General features: G+C 63.1%; 21 protein-coding genes and 1 riboswitch. Of the genes, 16 read left to right on the top strand and 5 right to left on the bottom strand.

Annotated elements, in window-relative coordinates:
• The first annotated feature begins 50 nt into the window (after positions 1–50).
• Genes M1E02_RS03435 through M1E02_RS03415 form a run of 5 tightly spaced genes read left to right on the top strand, consistent with a single transcriptional unit; the run spans position 51 to position 4,665 of the window.
• Positions 51–1,121 carry an SPFH domain-containing protein gene (locus M1E02_RS03435; RefSeq protein ID WP_479376767.1) on the top strand — a complete coding sequence of 357 codons (1,071 nt, stop codon included), beginning with the start codon at positions 51–53 and terminating at the stop codon, positions 1,119–1,121.
• Position 1,122: 1 nt separating this feature from the next.
• Positions 1,123–2,031: a diacylglycerol kinase catalytic domain-containing protein gene (locus M1E02_RS03430; protein ID WP_479376766.1), complete on the top strand. Its 909-nt coding sequence runs from the start codon at positions 1,123–1,125 to the stop codon at positions 2,029–2,031.
• A 29-nt stretch (positions 2,032–2,060) separates the two neighbouring features.
• On the top strand, positions 2,061–2,855 hold the full coding sequence (locus M1E02_RS03425) for an ABC transporter permease (protein ID WP_479376765.1): 795 nt from the start codon (positions 2,061–2,063) through the stop codon (positions 2,853–2,855).
• Positions 2,848–3,681, top strand: coding sequence for an ABC transporter permease (locus M1E02_RS03420; RefSeq protein ID WP_479376764.1), 834 nt, complete (start codon positions 2,848–2,850; stop codon positions 3,679–3,681). Before M1E02_RS03425 ends, M1E02_RS03420 begins: the two co-directional genes overlap by 8 nt.
• Entirely contained in the window at positions 3,682–4,665 is a 984-nt protein-coding gene (locus tag M1E02_RS03415) for an ABC transporter ATP-binding protein (RefSeq protein WP_479376763.1), read from the top strand.
• A 22-nt stretch (positions 4,666–4,687) separates the two neighbouring features.
• On the opposite strand, the gene M1E02_RS03410 is transcribed toward M1E02_RS03415, so the two are convergent.
• Complete coding sequence (locus tag M1E02_RS03410; protein ID WP_479376762.1) at positions 4,688–4,840, bottom strand: hypothetical protein; 153 nt, start codon at positions 4,838–4,840, stop codon at positions 4,688–4,690.
• A 170-nt stretch (positions 4,841–5,010) separates the two neighbouring features.
• Here M1E02_RS03410 and M1E02_RS03405 point away from each other — a divergent pair, with 170 nt between their 5' ends.
• The 4 genes from M1E02_RS03405 to M1E02_RS03390 all read left to right on the top strand — a co-directional run bounded on the left by M1E02_RS03405 (position 5,011) and on the right by M1E02_RS03390 (position 7,817).
• The gene (locus M1E02_RS03405) at positions 5,011–5,472 is read left to right on the top strand and encodes a GNAT family N-acetyltransferase (protein ID WP_479376761.1); all 462 of its coding nucleotides are present in this window, start codon (positions 5,011–5,013) and stop codon (positions 5,470–5,472) included.
• Between the two features lie 80 nt (positions 5,473–5,552).
• Entirely contained in the window at positions 5,553–6,926 is a 1,374-nt protein-coding gene (locus M1E02_RS03400; protein WP_479376760.1) for a dihydrolipoyl dehydrogenase family protein, read from the top strand.
• A 100-nt stretch (positions 6,927–7,026) separates the two neighbouring features.
• Positions 7,027–7,503, top strand: coding sequence for an SRPBCC family protein (locus M1E02_RS03395; protein ID WP_479376759.1), 477 nt, complete (start codon positions 7,027–7,029; stop codon positions 7,501–7,503).
• Positions 7,500–7,817 carry an ArsR/SmtB family transcription factor gene (locus M1E02_RS03390; protein WP_479376758.1) on the top strand — a complete coding sequence of 106 codons (318 nt, stop codon included), beginning with the start codon at positions 7,500–7,502 and terminating at the stop codon, positions 7,815–7,817. Before M1E02_RS03395 ends, M1E02_RS03390 begins: the two co-directional genes overlap by 4 nt.
• Positions 7,818–7,835: 18 nt before the next feature.
• Here the strand turns inward: M1E02_RS03390 and M1E02_RS03385 are convergent, their stop codons facing one another.
• A complete protein-coding gene (locus M1E02_RS03385; RefSeq protein WP_479376757.1) occupies positions 7,836–8,942 on the bottom strand; it encodes a LacI family DNA-binding transcriptional regulator in 1,107 nt (368 codons plus the stop codon).
• 187 nt (positions 8,943–9,129) lie between these two features.
• Here M1E02_RS03385 and M1E02_RS03380 point away from each other — a divergent pair, with 187 nt between their 5' ends.
• The 6 genes from M1E02_RS03380 to M1E02_RS03355 all read left to right on the top strand — a co-directional run bounded on the left by M1E02_RS03380 (position 9,130) and on the right by M1E02_RS03355 (position 15,169).
• Positions 9,130–9,999 (top strand): ABC transporter substrate-binding protein, encoded by an 870-nt coding sequence (locus M1E02_RS03380; RefSeq protein WP_479376756.1) that lies wholly within the window; start codon positions 9,130–9,132, stop codon positions 9,997–9,999.
• A gap of 67 nt (positions 10,000–10,066) precedes the next feature.
• Positions 10,067–10,855, top strand: a complete 789-nt coding sequence (locus M1E02_RS03375; RefSeq protein ID WP_479376755.1) for an amino acid ABC transporter permease — start codon at positions 10,067–10,069, stop codon at positions 10,853–10,855.
• On the top strand, positions 10,852–11,622 hold the full coding sequence (locus M1E02_RS03370) for an amino acid ABC transporter ATP-binding protein (RefSeq protein WP_479376754.1): 771 nt from the start codon (positions 10,852–10,854) through the stop codon (positions 11,620–11,622). The genes M1E02_RS03375 and M1E02_RS03370 overlap by 4 nt, the downstream gene beginning before the upstream one ends.
• Positions 11,622–12,689, top strand: a complete 1,068-nt coding sequence (locus M1E02_RS03365; RefSeq protein WP_479376753.1) for a Gfo/Idh/MocA family protein — start codon at positions 11,622–11,624, stop codon at positions 12,687–12,689. Before M1E02_RS03370 ends, M1E02_RS03365 begins: the two co-directional genes overlap by 1 nt.
• An 85-nt stretch (positions 12,690–12,774) precedes the next feature.
• Positions 12,775–13,899, top strand: a complete 1,125-nt coding sequence (locus M1E02_RS03360; protein WP_479376752.1) for an NAD(P)/FAD-dependent oxidoreductase — start codon at positions 12,775–12,777, stop codon at positions 13,897–13,899.
• A 331-nt stretch (positions 13,900–14,230) separates the two neighbouring features.
• Positions 14,231–15,169: a serine hydrolase gene (locus M1E02_RS03355; protein ID WP_479376751.1), complete on the top strand. Its 939-nt coding sequence runs from the start codon at positions 14,231–14,233 to the stop codon at positions 15,167–15,169.
• On the opposite strand, the gene M1E02_RS03350 is transcribed toward M1E02_RS03355, so the two are convergent.
• On the bottom strand, positions 15,153–15,806 hold the full coding sequence (locus M1E02_RS03350; protein WP_479376750.1) for an HAD family hydrolase: 654 nt from the start codon (positions 15,804–15,806) through the stop codon (positions 15,153–15,155). The genes M1E02_RS03355 and M1E02_RS03350 overlap by 17 nt on opposite strands.
• 49 nt (positions 15,807–15,855) lie before the next feature.
• Positions 15,856–16,800: a phosphotransferase gene (locus M1E02_RS03345; RefSeq protein WP_479376749.1), complete on the bottom strand. Its 945-nt coding sequence runs from the start codon at positions 16,798–16,800 to the stop codon at positions 15,856–15,858.
• Positions 16,801–16,909: 109 nt separating this feature from the next.
• Between M1E02_RS03345 and M1E02_RS03340 the strand changes: the two genes are divergently transcribed.
• On the top strand, positions 16,910–17,158 hold the full coding sequence (locus M1E02_RS03340; RefSeq protein WP_479376748.1) for an SCO4226 family nickel-binding protein: 249 nt from the start codon (positions 16,910–16,912) through the stop codon (positions 17,156–17,158).
• Between the two features lie 94 nt (positions 17,159–17,252).
• Here M1E02_RS03340 and M1E02_RS03335 read toward each other — a convergent pair whose 3' ends face one another.
• Positions 17,253–18,122 (bottom strand): LysM peptidoglycan-binding domain-containing protein, encoded by an 870-nt coding sequence (locus M1E02_RS03335; RefSeq protein ID WP_479376747.1) that lies wholly within the window; start codon positions 18,120–18,122, stop codon positions 17,253–17,255.
• Between the two features lie 4 nt (positions 18,123–18,126).
• Positions 18,127–18,305, bottom strand: a riboswitch (cyclic di-AMP (ydaO/yuaA leader).
• Positions 18,306–18,377: the final 72 nt, after the last annotated feature.

Raw genomic sequence — 18,377 nt, 5'->3', positions numbered from 1 at the left:
ATGTGAGGTTATCGTCAAAATGACGATAACCTCACGCTAAGGAGAAGCTCATGGCCAGCATCAAGCACTACCCGTGGATAAGCCACTTCCTGGGAAGCCCCACAGGCTATGTGGTTCACCTCCAGTCAGGCACCGTCCGCCACCAGGGTGTGGGGCAGGCCTTCTGGTTCCGGCCGTCCACCTCCGTCCTCAGCGAAGTTCCCGTGGACGATCAGGAACTGCCCATCCTGTTCCACGCCATCACCCGGGACCACCAGGATGTGAGCGTCCAGGCAAACGTCACATACCGCTTCATCGACCCCGTCGCCGTTTCAGGTCGGCTGGATTTCGGGCTGCAACCCGTCGGTGCAGGTCCAGCCGGTGGCCGCGAACAAGTGGCCACCATCATCGGGCAGCTGTGCCAAAGCCACGCGATCGACCAACTGGCCACCACCACATTGGCGGAAGCCCTGGAGCGCGGGATCAGCCAGCTGCGCGGCATCCTTATCGCCGCCCTCCGGGGAGATGCCCGCCTGGAATCCACCGGCATCGAAATCCTGGGAGTCCAGGTCCTGGCTATCCGCCCCCAGTCCGACGTCGAACGCGCCCTCCAGACCCCTGTCCGTGAACAGCTCCAGGCTGAAGCAGACCGGGCAGTGTACGAACGCCGCGCCCTTGCAGTGGAGCGGGAACGCGCCATCTCCGAAAACGAGATGGCCAGCCAGATCGAATTGGCCATCCGCCGGGAGCAGCTGGTCACCCAGGAAGGCGCCAACGCACGGCGCCAGGCGGAGGAAAAAGCCACTGCAGGACTCGTGGAAGCCCACGCCGCGGCCGAAAGGAAGGGCATCGGCGCTGCTGCGGAAGCGAACCAGATCCGTATTGTCGGCGAAGCATCCGCTGCCAAGGAAGCAGCCGCGATGGAGGTCTACCAAGGCATGGACCAGGCCACGCTCCTGGCCCTCGCCCTGCGGGACGCGGCGGGATCCCTGCCTAACATCGGGAATCTCACAATCACCCCCGACCTCCTCAGCGGCGCACTCGCCGGGCTGCTCGGCGGCAACCTCCCAGCTGATGGGGATGGCCACAGGGCACCTGCCGCCATACCGGGCACCGCAACAGCCAGCCAGGCAGGGGTCTGAAATGGCTAACCCCCGAGTGGTGATTGTGCACCGGCGCACCGAGCTTCAGGAGCTGCTTGACCGGCACGCCACCCGGGGGCAGGCTGAGTTCTTCCTCCGCACCCGCGGCCGCACCATTGAGTCCGTGCAGGAACGGCACGACCTTCTCCAGGATTCACTGGCCACGTTCCGGGCGTCCATTCCTTCCGATTGGCGGCGGGCTGAAGTGGAACGGGCGGACCTGAGCAGGTTCCTCCTGGCGCCGGAGGACATCATCGCCGTCGTGGGCCAGGACGGGCTGGTGGCCAACGTCGCAAAGTATCTCTCCGGCCAACCGGTCCTGGGAATCGACCCCGAGCCAGGAGCGAACCCGGGCATCCTTGTCCGGCACACAGTTGCCCACGCCGTCCGGATCCTCCAGCGGCTCGGGCAGACGGAGACGGGCACCCTGCCGGTCCCCACGTGCGAACAGCTTCCCACCGCCACTGCCGAGCTGGACGACGGGCAGCAGCTCTCCGGCCTCAACGAGATCTTCATCGGACACGCCTCCCACCAGTCCGCCCGTTATTTGCTGCGGGCACCCGGAGGCGGAACCGAGCGGCAATCCTCATCGGGCCTCATCGTCTCAACGGGAGCCGGCGCCACTGGCTGGTGCGCATCCATTGCCCTTGAACGCGGTGGCCGGACGCTCCCCCGGCCAGTCGACCGCAAGCTTGCATGGTTTGTCCGGGAGGCCTGGCCTTCACCCATCACGGGAACCACCCTTACTGAGGGCTCGTTGGAGGCCGGGGAAGCACTGAATATCACGGTGGCCTCGGACCAACTGGTGGTGTTCGGCGACGGGATGGAGGAGGACCGGCTCACTGCTACCTGGGGCCAGGAAATCAAGGTCCGCCTTGGCGACCGGCCGTTGCAGCTGATCACAGCCTAAGAAAGCACCGGCCCAAGTAGACTCAACCGGTGAACGCGTATTGGGAGCTGACCAAATCATCTTTCCGACGCCACTCCACCTACCGCCTGGCGGCCGTCTCCGGCGCATTCACCAATTCAGTTTTCGGCCTGATCCGTGCGTCGCTGCTGCTTTCAGCCATTTCGACGGCGGGAGGCTCAATCGGGGGCTACTCGGCTGTGGAGGCCGCAACCTACGTGTGGCTGGGCCAGGCACTCCTGACTCCCCTTGGCCTCTTTGGTACAGCCGAAGTCGCTGCAAGGGTCAAAAGCGGGGACATCGCCGTCGACCTTACCCGCTCGGTCAACCTGACGGCGTCCTACTGGGCGCAGGACCTGGGCAGGGCGGCGTTCGATGTCCTGCCCCGAGGACTCCCTCCCCTCGTTATTGGTGCCATTGTCACGGGGTTATCGCTGCCCACAACGGCGGGCCCCTACGTGTTGGGCTTCATCTCGATCCTTGCCGCCATGACCCTGAACTTCCTTGGCTTCTTCATCATCAACCTGTTGGCGTTCTGGGTAGTTGAGATCCGTGGTTACTGGATGCTGTACCTCGTCCTCATGAACTTGCTGTCCGGATTCCTGGTTCCCGTGACCTGGTTCCCACAGTGGATGCTCCACTTTGCCCGGGCCACTCCGTTCCCGTCGATGCTGCAGACGCCGGTGGACATTCTTGCCGGCAGGACCGACGGCGGGCAAAGCCTTGCGTTGGTGGGTATCCAGCTCCTCTGGCTGGCCGTGCTGCTGGCGGGCACACACCTGATGGTCCGGTTCGGTTCCCGGAAGCTGGTGGTGCAGGGTGGCTGAAATTGAAGCTCTGGACAGCACCAGGGTCACCCACGCCAAACTCCTTCGGCTGCTGATTTCAGCCCGGCTGCGCTCGCAGACCGCCTACCGGGGAAGTTTTGCCGCTGATGTTGCCGGCCAGGTAGTGCTGGCCCTGACGGAGTTCGTTGAGCTGTATGCGATCCTGCACAACATTCCAACCTTTGGCGGCCTGACGTTCGCCCAGGCTTTGCTGGTTTTCGCCTTCGCGTCGATCGGCTTCTCTATAGGCGATATGCTCCTTGGCGAGACCGACTCCATGAGCGATGCCATCCGGATGGGGAAGCTGGAGGTGCTCCTGACCCGGCCGCTTCCGGTGCTGCTGCAGCTTATGACATCGGACTTCCAGCTGCGGCGCGTCGGCCGGCTGGCCTTTGCATTGCTCGCGATGGTGGCCGCATTGTTTCTGACGGACATTGATTGGGATCCGGGAAAGGTTTTGTTGTTCCTGATCACCCCGCTGGCCGGTGCCGCGATTTTTGGTGCACTCTTTGTGGGCGCCGGGGCTGTGCAATTCTGGCTCGTGGACGGCCGCCAGCTGGGAAACGCCTTCACCTACGGTGGCCGCTACGTAGCCTCCATGCCGGGGGCCGCCCTCTTCCTTCCCATGCAGGTCTTTTTTACGTTCGTCGTCCCGGCCACGCTGGTGGCGTACGCCCCGAGCCTGGTCCTGCTGGAGCTGGAGGGCCCGGCAGGAATTCCAAGCTGGGCTGGCTGGCTGGGACTGCCGGCCGCCGTCGTCCTTTGTGGGCTCATGCTGCTGCTGTGGCGGGCAGCCATCAAAAAGTACACCGGAGCAGGAGGCTGAATGATTATCGAGGCAGAGCAACTGAGCCGGAACTTTACGGTGATGGAAGCAGGCGGGGGCAGGGGCTGGAACCGGCTGAGGCGCCGTTCCCGGACCGTCCACGCCGTCCGGGACGTGAGCTTCACGGTGGAGCGGGGTGAAGCGGTTGGCTACATCGGCGCAAATGGTGCGGGTAAATCAACCACCATCAAAATGCTCACCGGGATCCTGGTGTCGTCATCGGGCAGGGTCACCGTTTGCGGACTGCAGCCCGTGCCGCAGCGGCAGGCCCTGGCCCGCAAGATCGGTGTGGTGTTCGGCCAGCGTTCGCAGCTTTGGTGGGACCTGCCTCTCCAGGATTCGTTCCCCATCCTGGGCGCGATGCACCGGCAGCCTGAGAGCCGATGGCGGCCGCGCTTCAATGAGCTCTCTGAACAGATGGGGCTGGGACCGTTCCTCACCAGTCCCGTGCGTCAGCTTTCGTTGGGGCAGCGGATGCGTGGCGAGGTTGCTGCCGCGCTGCTGCACAGGCCCGAGCTGGTGATCCTGGACGAACCCACTATCGGCCTGGACATGATCAGCAAGGAAAGCCTGCGGCGGTTCCTGGATTTTGAGCGCCGTGAACACGGCACCACCCTGCTGCTGACCACCCATGACATGAGTGACGTCCAGCGTCTCTGTCAGCGGATTCTTGTAGTGGACGACGGCGCTATCGCCTTTGACGGCCCGCTCACCGGGCTTTCGGACGTAGCGGAAGCCCGGCGGACCATGGTGGTTGATTTTGTTGAGCCACCGGATGTTGGCGGCCTCGTCCTGCCCCCGGGTGCCGTGCATCTGGGAACCGAGGCGGAGGGGATCAGGCACCGCATCGCGTTTGATCCGCGTCAGCTCTCGGCGGCTGCCCTGTTGGCGGCCGTCTCAGCTACTGCCGAGGTAGCCGATCTGTCCTTGCACGAGCCTGACATCGAAGATCTGGTCCGCCAGCTATACACGTCGTCGAGGTAGGCGGGCGTTGTCCGCCTGGGATTCAGCGGCTCATTCCCATCGCGAACATCACGGTAAATACATCTTCCCTGTTCCGGTCGAGTAATTCGCCGTTGAACCGTTGCTTCTCTTTCCGCATCCGCTTCCCCTTTCGCGTGCCGATAACAGAAAACACTTCCTCCAGCCTTCTGCTCATTGAGGCCATCTCCTCTCGTCCCTTTTCCATATACCGAGGCTATGGCGCCTTGAGGACAGTTTCGGTCCTCAAGGTGCTGCCACTCGTGCTGTTGAGGACAACTACTGTCCGCATGATTTGGAGCCTCTTATAGAGGCTTATCCTCGGGAGGGTAAGAGAGGGGAAAGTTGATGCGGGACTATAAAGCGGTCCGTCACGCCGCCCTTGCCGACATCGGGTCGTGGCTGACTTTGACGGCCGAGGTCGAGTCCCTTTTTGGCCCCATGCCGGACTTTACAGAACACCTCAAGCGCGGGATCCACCGCGGGACGGCCTACGTCGCCAGCGGTATGCAGGGGACAGTGACCGGTGGGATGCTGCTCAGCGGCTCAGGACCCGCCAAAATCAACTGGCTGGCGGTGCGCCGATCAGCTAGCCGACAGGGAGTGGGATCCGCCCTGGTAGGCGCAGCAATTGCACACTTCGGTCAGGAGCGGGAAATCCTCGTTGACACCTTCGGCGCTGACAACACGGCTGGGCTGCCTGCGCTCCGGCTATACACGTCACTGGGATTTCTCCCCGATGGGGAACTGCTGCCCGGGCCAGAGGGCGGAAGCCGCCAACGGCTCAAACGTCCGCCATTCCCGGCATAGGGCGAGGGGTGACGGGCCAGGTTCCAAGCGCTCCGGTACCGTGTAAACCAGCCGAGGCCAGCCGATGCAAGGAGAAGCTCATGGACTACACCTACGATGTCCTCGTAATCGGCGGTGGGCCCGCCGGGATGGCCGCCGCTGAACGGGCCGCGGAACTGGGCGCCAGGACGGCCGTCGTCGAGCGTTCTGCGCTGGGCGGAACCTGCCTCAACTCCGGCTGCGTACCCACGCGCGTATTGGCCAAGACTGCCCGGTTGTATCGCGAAGTCAGAACAGCCTTCGACTACGGAATCGTGGTGCAGGAGCCCGCAGTGGACTGGAAGAAAACAGTCACCCGGGTCCAGGAGACAGTGCAGCGCGTGCTCGAGGCCAAGCAATACGACGCCATGATGGAACGCCTCGGCATCGATCTGGTCTCCGGACAGGCGACGTTTACCAGCGAGCACACAGTCGACGTCGACGGGCAGGAACTCAGCGCACGCTCCTTTATTCTGTGCGTGGGCGGTGCCGCCAGACGCCTTCCCGTCACGGGCGCCGAGCTCTCCGTTCTCCCCGATGAAGTACTGGCTCTGACTGAACTGCCTGAAAGACTGGCCATCATCGGGGGCGGCCATACTGGCGCGCAACTCACCACCATCTTCAACGCCCTTGGGTCCGAGGTCCTGCTCCTGGACGTCGCTCCACGCCTGCTGCTGACCGAAGATCACGACGTCGCTGCGTTTGTGGGGCAGAGCTTCGTTTCGAAGGGGATCCGGGTGGAGACGGGAATCCAAGGAATCGGAGAGATCGCCAGGACGTCAGGGGGAAGTCTCGGCATCACCTGGACGAAAGACGGAGGAGCTTCCACAGCGGACGTTGACGCCGTAATCATGGCCGCCGGCTGGCCGGCCAACATCCCGGGATTGGGCTTGGAAGCCGCGGGGGTGGAGACCGAGCGCTCGTTCATCCCGGTGGACGACTACTTGCGAACCAACGTCCCGCACATCCTTGTGGCCGGGGACGCGAACGGCACCAGCATGCTGGTGCAGGCCGCCGTCTTTGAAGGTGAAACGGCGGCGAGCAACGCTGTTTTGGGCGCCAACCGGACCACTCCCCACCATCTTTTGCCCGAGGGAGGATTCACTGACCCGGATTATGCGGGGGTGGGCCTTACCGAGGAGCAGGCCAGGAAACGGGACCCGGAATGCCGCTCGGTCACGGTCCCCTATTCGGCCGTGGAGCGTCCGATCATTGATGACCGTGAGGCCGGCTTCCTGAAACTGGTGACCGACCGGCATGGGGAACTCATCCTCGGTGCGCACGCCGTTGGCGAGAACGCCGTCGAAGTTGTCCAGGCTGTGGCATCAGCCATGGCGGCAGGCACTGACCTTGCAACCCTGGCTCGCGTGAAGTTCGCCTACCCCACCTACAGCGCCATCATTGGCCGGGTAGCCCGGGCCGCTTCCCGGGAGTAACTACGTACGCTGATTCTCGAACTGCAACCGAAGGGTTGCTTTAAGGATGGATTGGTGCAACCATGTGGTTGCAACACGCCATCGAAAGGAAACAGGAATCATGACCACAACCACAAACCAGCCCTCCGTCGTCGACGCCGGCCAACTCACCGTCAGGCGCACTATTTCCATCGCAGCACCCATCGAGAAAGTCTGGGCTGCCATTACTGAACCAACGCACATTGCCAATTGGTTCGGGCAGTCTGCAGTGCTGGATGACTTGGCCGTGGGCGCCAGCGGAATCTTCTCCTTCGAGGGGCACGGCGACGTCCCTGTCCGGATCGAAGAGCTGGACGCGCCAAGGATGGTCGCCTACCGCTGGAGCAATGAGCAGGCTGATCCCAACGCACCGATCGACCCCAGCCGCTCCACGCTGTTCCGCTTTACTCTCGAAACGCACGACGGCGGCACGCAGCTGACAGTGGTCGAATCGGGTTTTGAAACCCACACCGACCCCACCTCAGCCATGGAGGATCACCGCGGAGGCTGGGACGCCGAGCTGGACGAGTTGGTCGCCTACCTCGAGGGCGGCTCGTGACCACCAGCACTCTTGTTCCGGTGTTCGCCGCGCTCGGAGACGAAACCCGGTGGAGCATCCTGGCGGCCCTCGGCGAAGGCGAGGCCTCGGCGTCGGCCCTCGCCGGGAGCCTGCCGGTCACCCGCCAGGCAATCGCCAAGCATCTTGCTGTCCTGCAGGAGGCCGGACTGGTCGAATCCGTACGCGTCGGCCGCGAGCTCCGCTATCGGGTGCTCGGCTCCCAGCTCAGTGAGACTGCGCGGCGCCTCGACAGCATCGGCAACGAGTGGGACCGCCGCCTTGCTGCAATCAAGCGGATCGCAGAGGCACTGTAAGAAGCAGCGCCACCCGCATCAGGATGCGGCAGCTGCCGACTCGCGCTTCCGCTTCCGCTCAGACACCGGGGCGCCAACGGATCCCCGGTGCTTGAGCGTCGCCTGAAAAACGGGCAACTCAAGGACTTTCCCGGGCTGCCTGATCAGGCGGATCAAAGCCTCTGCTGCGGAAGCACCAATGTCATAGACGGGCTGCGAGACCACAGTCAGCGGCGGCGTGGTGAGCTTGGTCCAAGGGAAATCGTCGTACATCAGAAACGAGACATCCTGCGGGATGCGCAGGCCCAACTCCTGGATGGCCTCCACAACACTCAACGCCACCAGGCCATCGGAGGCGATCACCGCCGTCGCCGGTTCCGGCAGGAGCAGCAACTCGCGTGCAACCGCCTTGATGGACTCGGCATCCCCGGCATTCAACCTCACCAGTTCCTCGCAGGGATCCAATCCCGCCGCCTGCAGCGCCTGGTTCATGCCTTCGATCCGCTCAGCGATCTGCGAGGACGCAAGCTTCAAGGCATGCCGGTACGGTCCCTCAATTTCCAACGTGGAGATGAAGGCGATCCGGCGGTGTCCCGACTCGATGAGGTAGGCCGTGGACTCACGCGCAACCGACGTCATATCCGCCGCAACCACCGGCACGTCCAAGCCAGGCGCCTTCCGATCAAAGAGAACCAGCGGCCTTCCGGCGTCGTGCACGCGGCGCAGGTGTTCGTACTCCGCCGAGGAAGCCGGCGCGACGATCAGCCCGTCCACACGTTTTTCCAGCAGGACCCGCACGGCATCCACTTCAGCCATGTGATCTTCGCCGGTGTTGATGAGGATGACGTCGAACCCGGCGGCCTTTGCGGTGTCCGAGATCCCCCGCATGGCCAAGCCGAAATGGGGGTTCTCAATGTCGCCCACCACAACACCGATGGTGTTCGATTTGCCCGTGTTCATGGTCCGGGCGAGCTCATTGGGTCGGTAGTTCAACTCCTCCGCTGCTGCGAGAACGCGCTCGCGGACGTCATCACTGACTGCCCCGTAATTACCCAAAGCCCGTGCAGCCTGGGCCTTGGAAACCTGCGCAGCCTTCGCGACATCCGCCACTGTGGTGTCACGCTGCCGGGAGGAAGAATTTTTCATTACTACCTTTCCGAAACCTCTTGACGACGGTTTGTGAGATGACTTACAGTCGAAAACAACCCGATGTGAGTCCGGTCTCAATCGTAAGCACTGAGACCGGACTCCACAAGGGATTCCGCAGGGAAAAATCTGAATACCGCAAAATCTGCGGGCTCCCCCCACCCACACCCCGATAGGAAAAATCAACGTGTTCAAAGGAAACAGCCGCCGCAAAGGCGGAATCGTAGCTTCGGCCCTCGCCGCTGTGCTTGCCCTGTCCGCCTGTGGCGGCTCGGGTACTCCCGCTGCGGCTCCAGCTGACAACCCTTACGGCCTGATCGAACCCGGCACCATCCGCGTGGCCAGCCTGGGAGACTCCAAGCCCTACACCTTCACCGACGCCCAGGGTCAGTTCACCGGGTTCGACGTCGAACTCTTCAAGGACGTGGCGAACCGTGCCGGTGTGGACAACGTGGTGTTCACCGGTCAGGACTTCTCCGGCCTGCTCGCCGCCGTCGCCAACGGCCAGTTCGACGTCGGCGTGGCCGCTATCGGCATCACTGACAAGCGCAAGGAAACCGTGGACTTCAGCAACGGCTACCTTGCCGGTTACCTGACCGTCATCACCACCAAGAACTCCGGCATTACCGACGAAAAGGCACTTGGCGGCAAGCGCCTCGGGGTTGTCCAAGGCACCCTTCAGGAGGCCTACGCAGTCAAGAACTTCGCGTCAGCCAACCTGGTGCGCTTCCCGGACAATAACACCGCCATCTCGGCTGTGAACAGCGGGGCCGTTGACGCCCACTTCCTGGACTACGAAGCCGCCAAGGCCTACCAGGAGCAGTTCGGACTGGTCAGCGCCGCCGATATCCCCTCGTTCGACGCACCGGCAGGCTTTGCCATCGCCAAGGGCAAGACCGAATTCAAGGAAGCCCTGGACAAGGGCCTTGCCGAGGCAATGGAGGACGGCACTTGGAAGAAGCTCTACCAGAAGTGGTTCCCGGGTTCCCCGATGCCGGAACAGTACCTTCCCAAGGCCGAGCAGACCTCCAGCCCGACGCCTACCGCCACTAAGTAAGCAACCCGGGCGGGCCGCCTGGCCCGCCCGGTTCCCCATCCCCCGCTACTACCACTGAGAGCAACCCATGGACTGGCTCAACACCATCATTCGCACCTTCTTCGATTTCGGCGCGATGGCCGAGGTCCTCCCCCAACTCCTCGGGGTGGGACTCATGAACACCCTGATCATCTCCATTGCAGCTACGGCCATCGGCCTGGTACTGGGAATGATCGTGGCAGTCATGGGGATATCGCCGTCGAAATGGCTGCGCATCCCCGCCCGGATCTACACGGACCTGTTCCGCGGACTTCCGGCCATCCTCACCATCCTGCTGATCGGCCAGGGCTTCGCCCGGCTCAGCCAATCGATCTTTGGCCCCTCCCCCTACCCGCTGGGCATCATCGCCTTGAGCCTGATCGCCAGCGCCTACATCGGTGAGATCTTCCGCGCCGGCATCCAGAGCGTGGACAAGGGCCAAGGCGAAGCATGCCGGGCCCTGGGCATGAGCTACGCCAAGTCGATGGCCCTCGTGGTGGTCCCCCAAGGCATCCGCCGCGTGCTGCCCGCTCTTGTCAACCAATTCATCGCCATCGTGAAGGACTCCTCCCTGGTGTACTTCCTTGGCCTGTTGGTCAGCGAGCGCGAGCTGTTCCGCGTCGGCCAGGACGCCGCTGTCCTGTCCGGCAACCTCTCCCCCCTGGTTATGGCCGGAATCTTCTACCTCATCATCACGGTGCCCCTGACGCACCTCGTGAACTACTTCGACAACCGTTTCCGCGCCGGACGCCGTCGGCCTGCTGCACCAAGCAGCGGACTGAAGGAAGTCAAAGAACTCGACTCGGCATCGCCCCTCATCACCGGGAGCAACACATGAGCACCAGCACCAATATCCCCGCGCCGGAGATCCACACGTTCCACGGTTCCAGCCTGGAACTGAAGAACCTCAGCATGGCTTACGGCGACATCGAAGTCCTCCGTAACGTCAGCTTGTCCGTGGCTCCCGGTACCACCACCTGCATCATTGGTCCCTCCGGTTCCGGCAAGTCCACGCTGCTGCGCGGGGTCAACAGGCTGCATGAGCCCAAGAGCGGAGATGTCCTGCTGGCGGGCAAGAGCGCCCTGGCCGTGCAACCGGACACCCTTCGCCGGCGTATCGGCATGGTGTTCCAGCACTTCAACCTCTTTCCGGACCACACTGCGCTCGAAAACGTCGCCCTGGCGCTCTGGAGCGTCAGGGGTCTGTCCAAGGCGGAGGCCAGGGAACGGGCGCACCGCAGCCTTGCCGAGGTGGGCCTGGCGGAGCGTGCTGATCACCGGCCCCGGGATCTCTCCGGCGGACAGCAACAGCGCGTCGCCATCGCACGGGCATTGGCCATGGAACCTGAGGTCATGCTCTTCGACGAAGTCACCAGCGCACTGGACCCTGAACTGGTGAAGGGCGTTCTGAACCTCATGGCTGGACTCGGCCGCCGCGGCATGACCATGCTGGTGGTGACCCACGAGATGGGCTTCGCCCGCAAGGTGGCTGACCAGGTGGTGTTCATGGACGAGGGCGAAGTGGTTGAGGCCGGCACCCCGGCGGACCTCTTCGACCACCCCAAGAGCGAACGCCTTCAGCGCTTCCTCTCCGAGGTGCTGTAGTGACCTTTCCAAGCGCAAAAAATGACCGGCACGGCGATCCCGTGCGCACCGCCGTCGTTGGGTTTGGGATTTCGGGACGCGTCTTCCACGCCCCGCTTATCGCAGCCGATCCCCGGTACTCGCTGGACTTTATTGTCACGGCCGATCCCGAACGCTCCCGGCAGGCGAAAAGCAGCTATCCCGCTGCCGACGTCGTCACAACGGTTGAGGAGCTGTTCAACCGGGCCGGCGATCTGGATCTTGTTGTGCTGGCGACGCCGCCGGTGACGCACTTCGATCTGGCGGTTGAGGCCATCAACCGTGGACTGGACGTTGTTGTGGACAAGCCCTTTGTGCCCAACTCAGCACAAGGCGAGGAGCTCATCTCGCGGGCGGCGGAGGCTGGTGTCACGCTCACCGTCTTCCAGAACAGGCGCTGGGACGCCGACTTCCTCACGGTACGCAAACTCCTGGAGGAAGGGTCGCTGGGTGATGTGCGGACCTTCGAATCCCGCTTTGAATGGTGGCGGCCCGAAGGATTCGGGAACTGGCGGGACACCACCCCCGTTAGCGACGGCGGCGGCATCCTGCATGATCTCGGCGCCCACCTGATCGACCAGGCCATCCAGCTTTTTGGCCCCGTGGAGGAGAGCTACGGAGAAACCTCGTCGCACGGATCCCGCGAGCCGGGTAAGGGCGCGGACCAGGAGGCCTTCGTCTCTTTGCTGCACAGGTCCGGCGTCCGATCCCGCCTGTGGATGAACGGCGCGGCCGCCCAGGTTGGAGCCCGATTCCATCTCCTTGGGACCAAAGCCGGCTACACCAAGTGGGGCCTGGACGGACAGGAACCAGCCTTGGATGCCGGCGTCCGTCCCACCGATCCGCATTACGGCGTGGAACCCGAAAGCACTTGGGGCCGGCTTGGTGTTGACGGCTCAGAGGAGCAGGTGCGGCCCGAACGCGGCGCGTATCCGGAGTTCTACCGGATCCTGGGCGATGCGCTTAGGGGGCACGGACCCTTGCCCGTGGACCCCGCCGAATCAGTGCAAGCACTCCGGATCATCGAGAAAATCCACTCCCAGAGCTAGCCCCACACACCCGATTGCTTCCCTGGCCCCCTGGCCGGGCAGCTGCCCCCTGTTTATTTCCCAGTCTCAAGAAAGAGAGCCCGTTATGTCATCCGCTGTTTCCGCCAAGCACGTTGCCGTTATTGGCGGCGGAATCCTCGGCGTTTCCTCCGCAGTCCATCTGCTGCGTGCCGGTGCGGCCGTCACCCTCATCACCGAAAGCCAGTTGTGCAGCGAGGCGACCGGGAGGTCCCTCTCCTGGCTGAATTCCGCCGGGGAACGGTCGCGTCCGTACCATGAGCTGCGGCTGGCCGGCGTGGACCGCTACCGCACCCTTTTTGCCGCCGACCCCCACCGGGAATGGCTGCAGTTCGGCGGCGGGATCATGTGGAACGCCGAAGGCAAGTCCGCGTCCACCGAGGCCAGGCATGCCTACGAAAAGTCGATCGGCTACGACTCCAAGCTCCTCGAACCGGCTGTGATCGCATCCTTTACACCTGGTGTCGATGCTTCCGCCGTTCCGGAAAATGCCATCTTCAATCCAGGTGAGGGCTGGGTCAGCCTGCCCGATCTGGTGGACTTCCTCATGGACGAATTCCAGGAACGCGGTGGCAAACTGGTCACTAACGCCGGAAAAGCGTCAGTGGTTCTCACCGACGGCGTGGCCAGCGGTGTGACCACGGCCGACGGCGAAACCTATGGAGCGGACGCCGTTCTGGTTGCGTGCGGAGCGGCGACGCCCGCAGTTGTGGCGCCTCTCGGCGTCGAGATCCCGAACGCTTCCCCGATCGCCATGCTGGTTGTGACCAAGCCCGTAGAGCACTCCCTTTCCGCGGTGCTGAATACCCCGCGCGCGGCAGTCCGTCCCAACCCGGGCGGAACCCTCGCCTTGGATCACGACTGGTACGAGGAACACATCACCGAATTCGAGGACGGCAGCTTCACCATTCCGGAAGAAGTGGTGCAGGAACTGGCCGATGAAGCCTCCAAGCTGGTGGCCGGAAACCCTGAGCTGAAGCCTGCCTCCTGGAAGATCGGCCGTAAACCGATTCCGGGCGACGGCGAGCCGGTGTTCGGTGAACTCGAGAAGGCCCCCGGCTGCTTCGTGGCCTTCACCCACTCCGGAGCAACCCTTGGCCTGATCGCCGGTGAATTGATGGCCGACGAGATCGTGTCGGGCAAAAAACACCCGATGCTGGCCACATTCCGCCCGGAGCGCTTCAACAACTAGGCGCTTCAGCAAGATTTCACCATAAGCAGGGTCTCAGCAAAAGGCAGGAGTCAAAGGCTCCGTCAGCAGGAGTGCCGCCCGCATCCGATGTATTGGGGGGATGCGTGCGGCACTCCCATTTCTCATAAAAGCGGCCTTGCCCCGCTTGAGCGGCCCGGGGCAGGGCAGCTCAAGCGGGGCAAGGCCGCCAGTGCGGAGCAGGGCATGAACGTTCATGGACAACGGCTGGTGCCGGGGCTACATTCGATGGAATAGACGCCTCCCATCGACGTCCACGTTGAATCCGCTGATGCAGCCGGCGGTCCCTGTCGGTTGGGGTGGAGGGACCGGGATGACTTCATCAGCCCCCTCAAATACAAGCGGCAGGCGGCCGGGGACGGCGCCCCGCAGAGCAATGACGCGCCTGGTGGTGATCTGGACAATCACGACGGTCATTATCCTGATTACCCTTGTTTTGGCCGCTATTCGTTCGTCTCCCGACGGTCCGGGCCCCCTCCCCTTGCCAAACCAAGCCGGCGCCCGTGACTTTGACGCCGGTAACCCGTTGCCGCCGGAAACCTCACCGCAAGGGCAACAGCCGCCAGGCATGACAGAGGAACTGGATGACGCGATTCAGCAGATCATCGCTGCAAACGGGGATTTCAGGATCGGCGTCGCCCTGGCAGACGTGCAGAGGGGGGAAGTGCGCCTGTATGGCGATGTGTCCGCGTATTTGGCAGCCAGCACTGCCAAGGTCCTCACGGCCGTTGCCTACTACCGGCTCGTGGAAACCGGGAATCTCAGGCTGGATGAACCGCTTGGCAACTACACCGCCGCCTTCCAACTGGAGGCCATGATCAACTCCAGCAGCGACGATTCATGGCTGCTTCTCATGGACGCGATCGGCTTCCCCCGGCTCATCGGGTATGCGGCCTCCATCGGGATCAGCTACGACCCCACCCAAAATCTCCTGACGCCCATGGAAATGGCCATCTTGTTGATGAGGCTGTATTCAGGGGAGCTGATCAATCCGGAGCACACTGCGCAGCTTCTGGGCTACATGCAGCAAACCAACAACGAAGAACTGATCCCTGCCGCTGTTCCGGCCGGCATAACCGTCCACCACAAGTACGGCATCGTGGACCAGTTCATGCACGACGTCGGTATCCTCGCCTCAGGCGGTACCGCCTATTCACTGGCGATCTTCACCGAGAACCCGTTCGGCAAGCAAGGCAGAATCGATGTCATCCAACAGTTGACGCGCGAGATCTGTCTCAGCGTGTTTGAGTAGGCGTGACAATGGCGTCCATGACCGCAGCGGCCGTTCTGCCTGACAGGGAAGGCGGTTCCAGACCGGGAGGCCAGTCCCGCCCGCGGGATACCCAGCCGGTTGCCAGACCCACGCCGCGGCCACCGGAGATGTCAGCCGTGGGGTGGTCGCCCACCATCCAACTCCCGGCGAGCCCCACGCCCACACGTTCCGCAGCAAGGTGGAAGATACGCGGATCCGGCTTCTTCACACCTTCAGCTTCGGAAATCACCACGGCGTCTACGTACTTCTCCAGTCCGATGGTCTTGACCTTGAGCATTTGCTGGCTCACGGTTCCATTGGTGAGGACGCCTATCTTCCATCCATGATTTCGGGCGTTGTCCAAGGCAGCAGCCGTGGCGGAGTCAAGGACCATGGCGCCAACATGCTCGTACAGGAGCAGCTCAATCAGGGCCGGGATCCCATAACTTGTCTTGAATCGGGCCTTGACGGCGGTGGCAAGCGATTCACGGGGTTGATACCCATCACCGTCTGACTCAATGAGCCATGCAACGTCCGCCGCCGACCCGCCGACGTCCCGCACGAACTCAGCCGCCCACTGGTTGAAGGCAAATGCCCTGTCCACCAGCGTGTTGTCCAGGTCCACCAGCAGCAGCATTGGGAAATTCAACGCAGATTTCCCGGGCCCTGCCCCGTCCAGCACAGGATTACCCCACGCAGGCGCGCTGTTGGAGCCACGCGATGACAGCGTCGCCTTGCTGCTGCTGGAAGGCGCGGAGGGTGGGAAGCCCAGGGGGCGGCGGTTGGCGGGCGGCATCAATAAAATAAGCTCCGAGTCCGGACAGGACCCCGTCCACACTGCTTGGCAGAACCTCCGAAAAGACCGGATGGGAAGACAGCACCGACTCAACATCAAAGTCCGCATCAAACAGCCGCGCATTGATCAGCAGCGACAACCCGTCTATCCAGCCGGCACCGATACAAGCCCAGGGCCAATCGACCAGGACAGCCTTGTTGTCGCCGGTGATCAGGATGTTGTCAGCCCGGATATCTGTGTGCACCAGGCTGCTGCCGCCGAGGTCCTTCAGGCCTTGCGCAGCCAATGTTTCGAGGGCATCCAGGTTCTCGAGGATCCAGGGGTCGCAGCTTTCGGGACGATCCTCCCTCACACGTGCCCAGCCGCCGTACGCCTCACGAAGCTCGTGTTCAAGGAATGGCAGATGCGCCAGGGATTGAGGAACCGGGGTGCCGGCCAGATCCAGCAAAGCATCCAGCACAATGGTCAGTTCGGCCAAGGACCAAGGGAGATCCGGAGCACGTCCTTCAACATCAGCCAGTATGAGGGCAACCCATTCGCCGTCGTCGAACGTTCCAATCAACGCGGGTGACGGTACCTCGGGAGGTAGGCCGGGGGTATTGGCCGCCTCTTTCCGATGGATGGCGGGGGAATGCTCGTTCAGGACTGTGCCAACAGCTTTGACAAAGACCCGTTGCCCCGAAGCGGTTCGCAACCTGTCGGCAGTGCCAGGGGAGAACCCACCCTGCTGGCGGCTCCATTCCTCTACCGGAGATCCCAGGATCTCTTCGATGCCGGCCCTCACGTGTCCCGGCAAATCGGGCCAGGCGATGCGGGTACTCCACTGCGGTTGCATGGGCTCATTATTCCCCACGAGAGCGCTATTGACCGTGTAACGCCAGAGGCCTACCGTCTCCCTTAACTCCATACTGCAACCCATGCAGGCCCTACCTAAGGAGAGAGCTATGCCGGAATTTATGGATGTTCACCACAACATGAAGGGCCTAAGCCGGGAGGACCTCCAGGCAGCCCATGCAGCTGATCTGGCCATCCAGGCCGAGGAAAACGTCAATTTCAAGAACGCCTGGGCCGACCCCGAAGCCGGCGTTATTTATTGCCTGTCCGAGGCCCCATCAGCCGAAGCTGTACAGCGGATCCACGAACGGACAGGCCACCGCGCAGACGAAGTTCACGAGTTGCCGCTGAAAGTGTGAAACGCAGCTGACACTCTTGGAGTCAGAGGGCGGCAGGTACCGGATCTCCCGGCACCTGCCGCTTCCCTTTGTCTGCGCTTCGGTAGAGGCCGGACTAGGCGACCCGCACAAAGGAATAGCCCGAGAGCCATGACAACGGATGGACCAGCGTGGCATTGACATAGTTCATGCCGCTGCTGACAACTTGTCCGTTGCCTGCGTAGATCCCGATGTGCCCGGAGGTGATGACCAGATCACCGGGTGCCGGAGTTCCAACCACCGTTCCGTACTGGAAGAACTGGGTCGGTGCGAGGTCTCCCACGCTCTTGCCGATGGACCGCAGGGCACGCTCCACCAGAATGGTGCAATCCTGGGTTGCGCCGATCTGGGCATAGGCGGAAGCGAGCAATGCTGCACCAGTGCCGCTTGCCGCAACGGGTGCCGGAGCGGGGGCGGGTGCCGGTGCCGGAGCCGGAGCCGTAACCGGCCTGATGGAGGTCGATGCCAGCGCCACGGTGGGTGCAGCTGCCTGTCCCCCTGCCGGGATCCGGATCTGGTTGCCGGGGTAGATGATGGACGTCATGGCCAGGTTGTTGGCGGCCAGGACAGAATTCAGGCTTACGCCGTAACGTGCCGAAATTGCGCCGAGCGTGTCGCCGGAAACCACTGTGTGGACCCGTCCTGCAGCCGGAACAGCGGCCGGGGCAACCGCTGGGGCGGGAGCGACTGCTGCTGCCTGTACCGGTGCCGGGGCCGGGGCCTGGGCAGCGGCACCGACAGTGGCGCCGGTAGAACCATCCGGTGCGTGTGCTCCAGCATGGGCAGGAGCGCCGACTCCGAAAAGAAGGCCTGATGCGGCGGCGATGATGAGTGCCGGCCTGCCCAGCGATAGAGCGTGGGATTTAGCCGAAGTGGACAACCCGCTCATGACGGTTGAGCGGGCAGGGGTGGCACGATGGCGCGCCAAAATGGACTTTTGTGACATGGTGTTTTTGCCTCTCCCATGCCTGCGGGGTGAGCTGTCGGGTTCGGATGGGAGTTCACCCGGCCGGTCCACACCGCCAAAGGGCGGGGCAAAGCGGCTTAACCCCTAGGACCTGACAAGAGGTCCGAGTGGAATCGTGGTTCCCCCGTCCCTGCCGCTGAAAAAATGCGGACGAATCCCCGTCAGCGGCAGGGTTCGGCATACTGACGCGGGAATGCCCCGGCTGGAGCCGTGGGCACCACAAGAGAGTAGCTT

The organism is Arthrobacter sp. Z5-13 (assembly GCF_056499105.1).
This window is presented reverse-complemented; position numbering and strand designations above follow the sequence as displayed.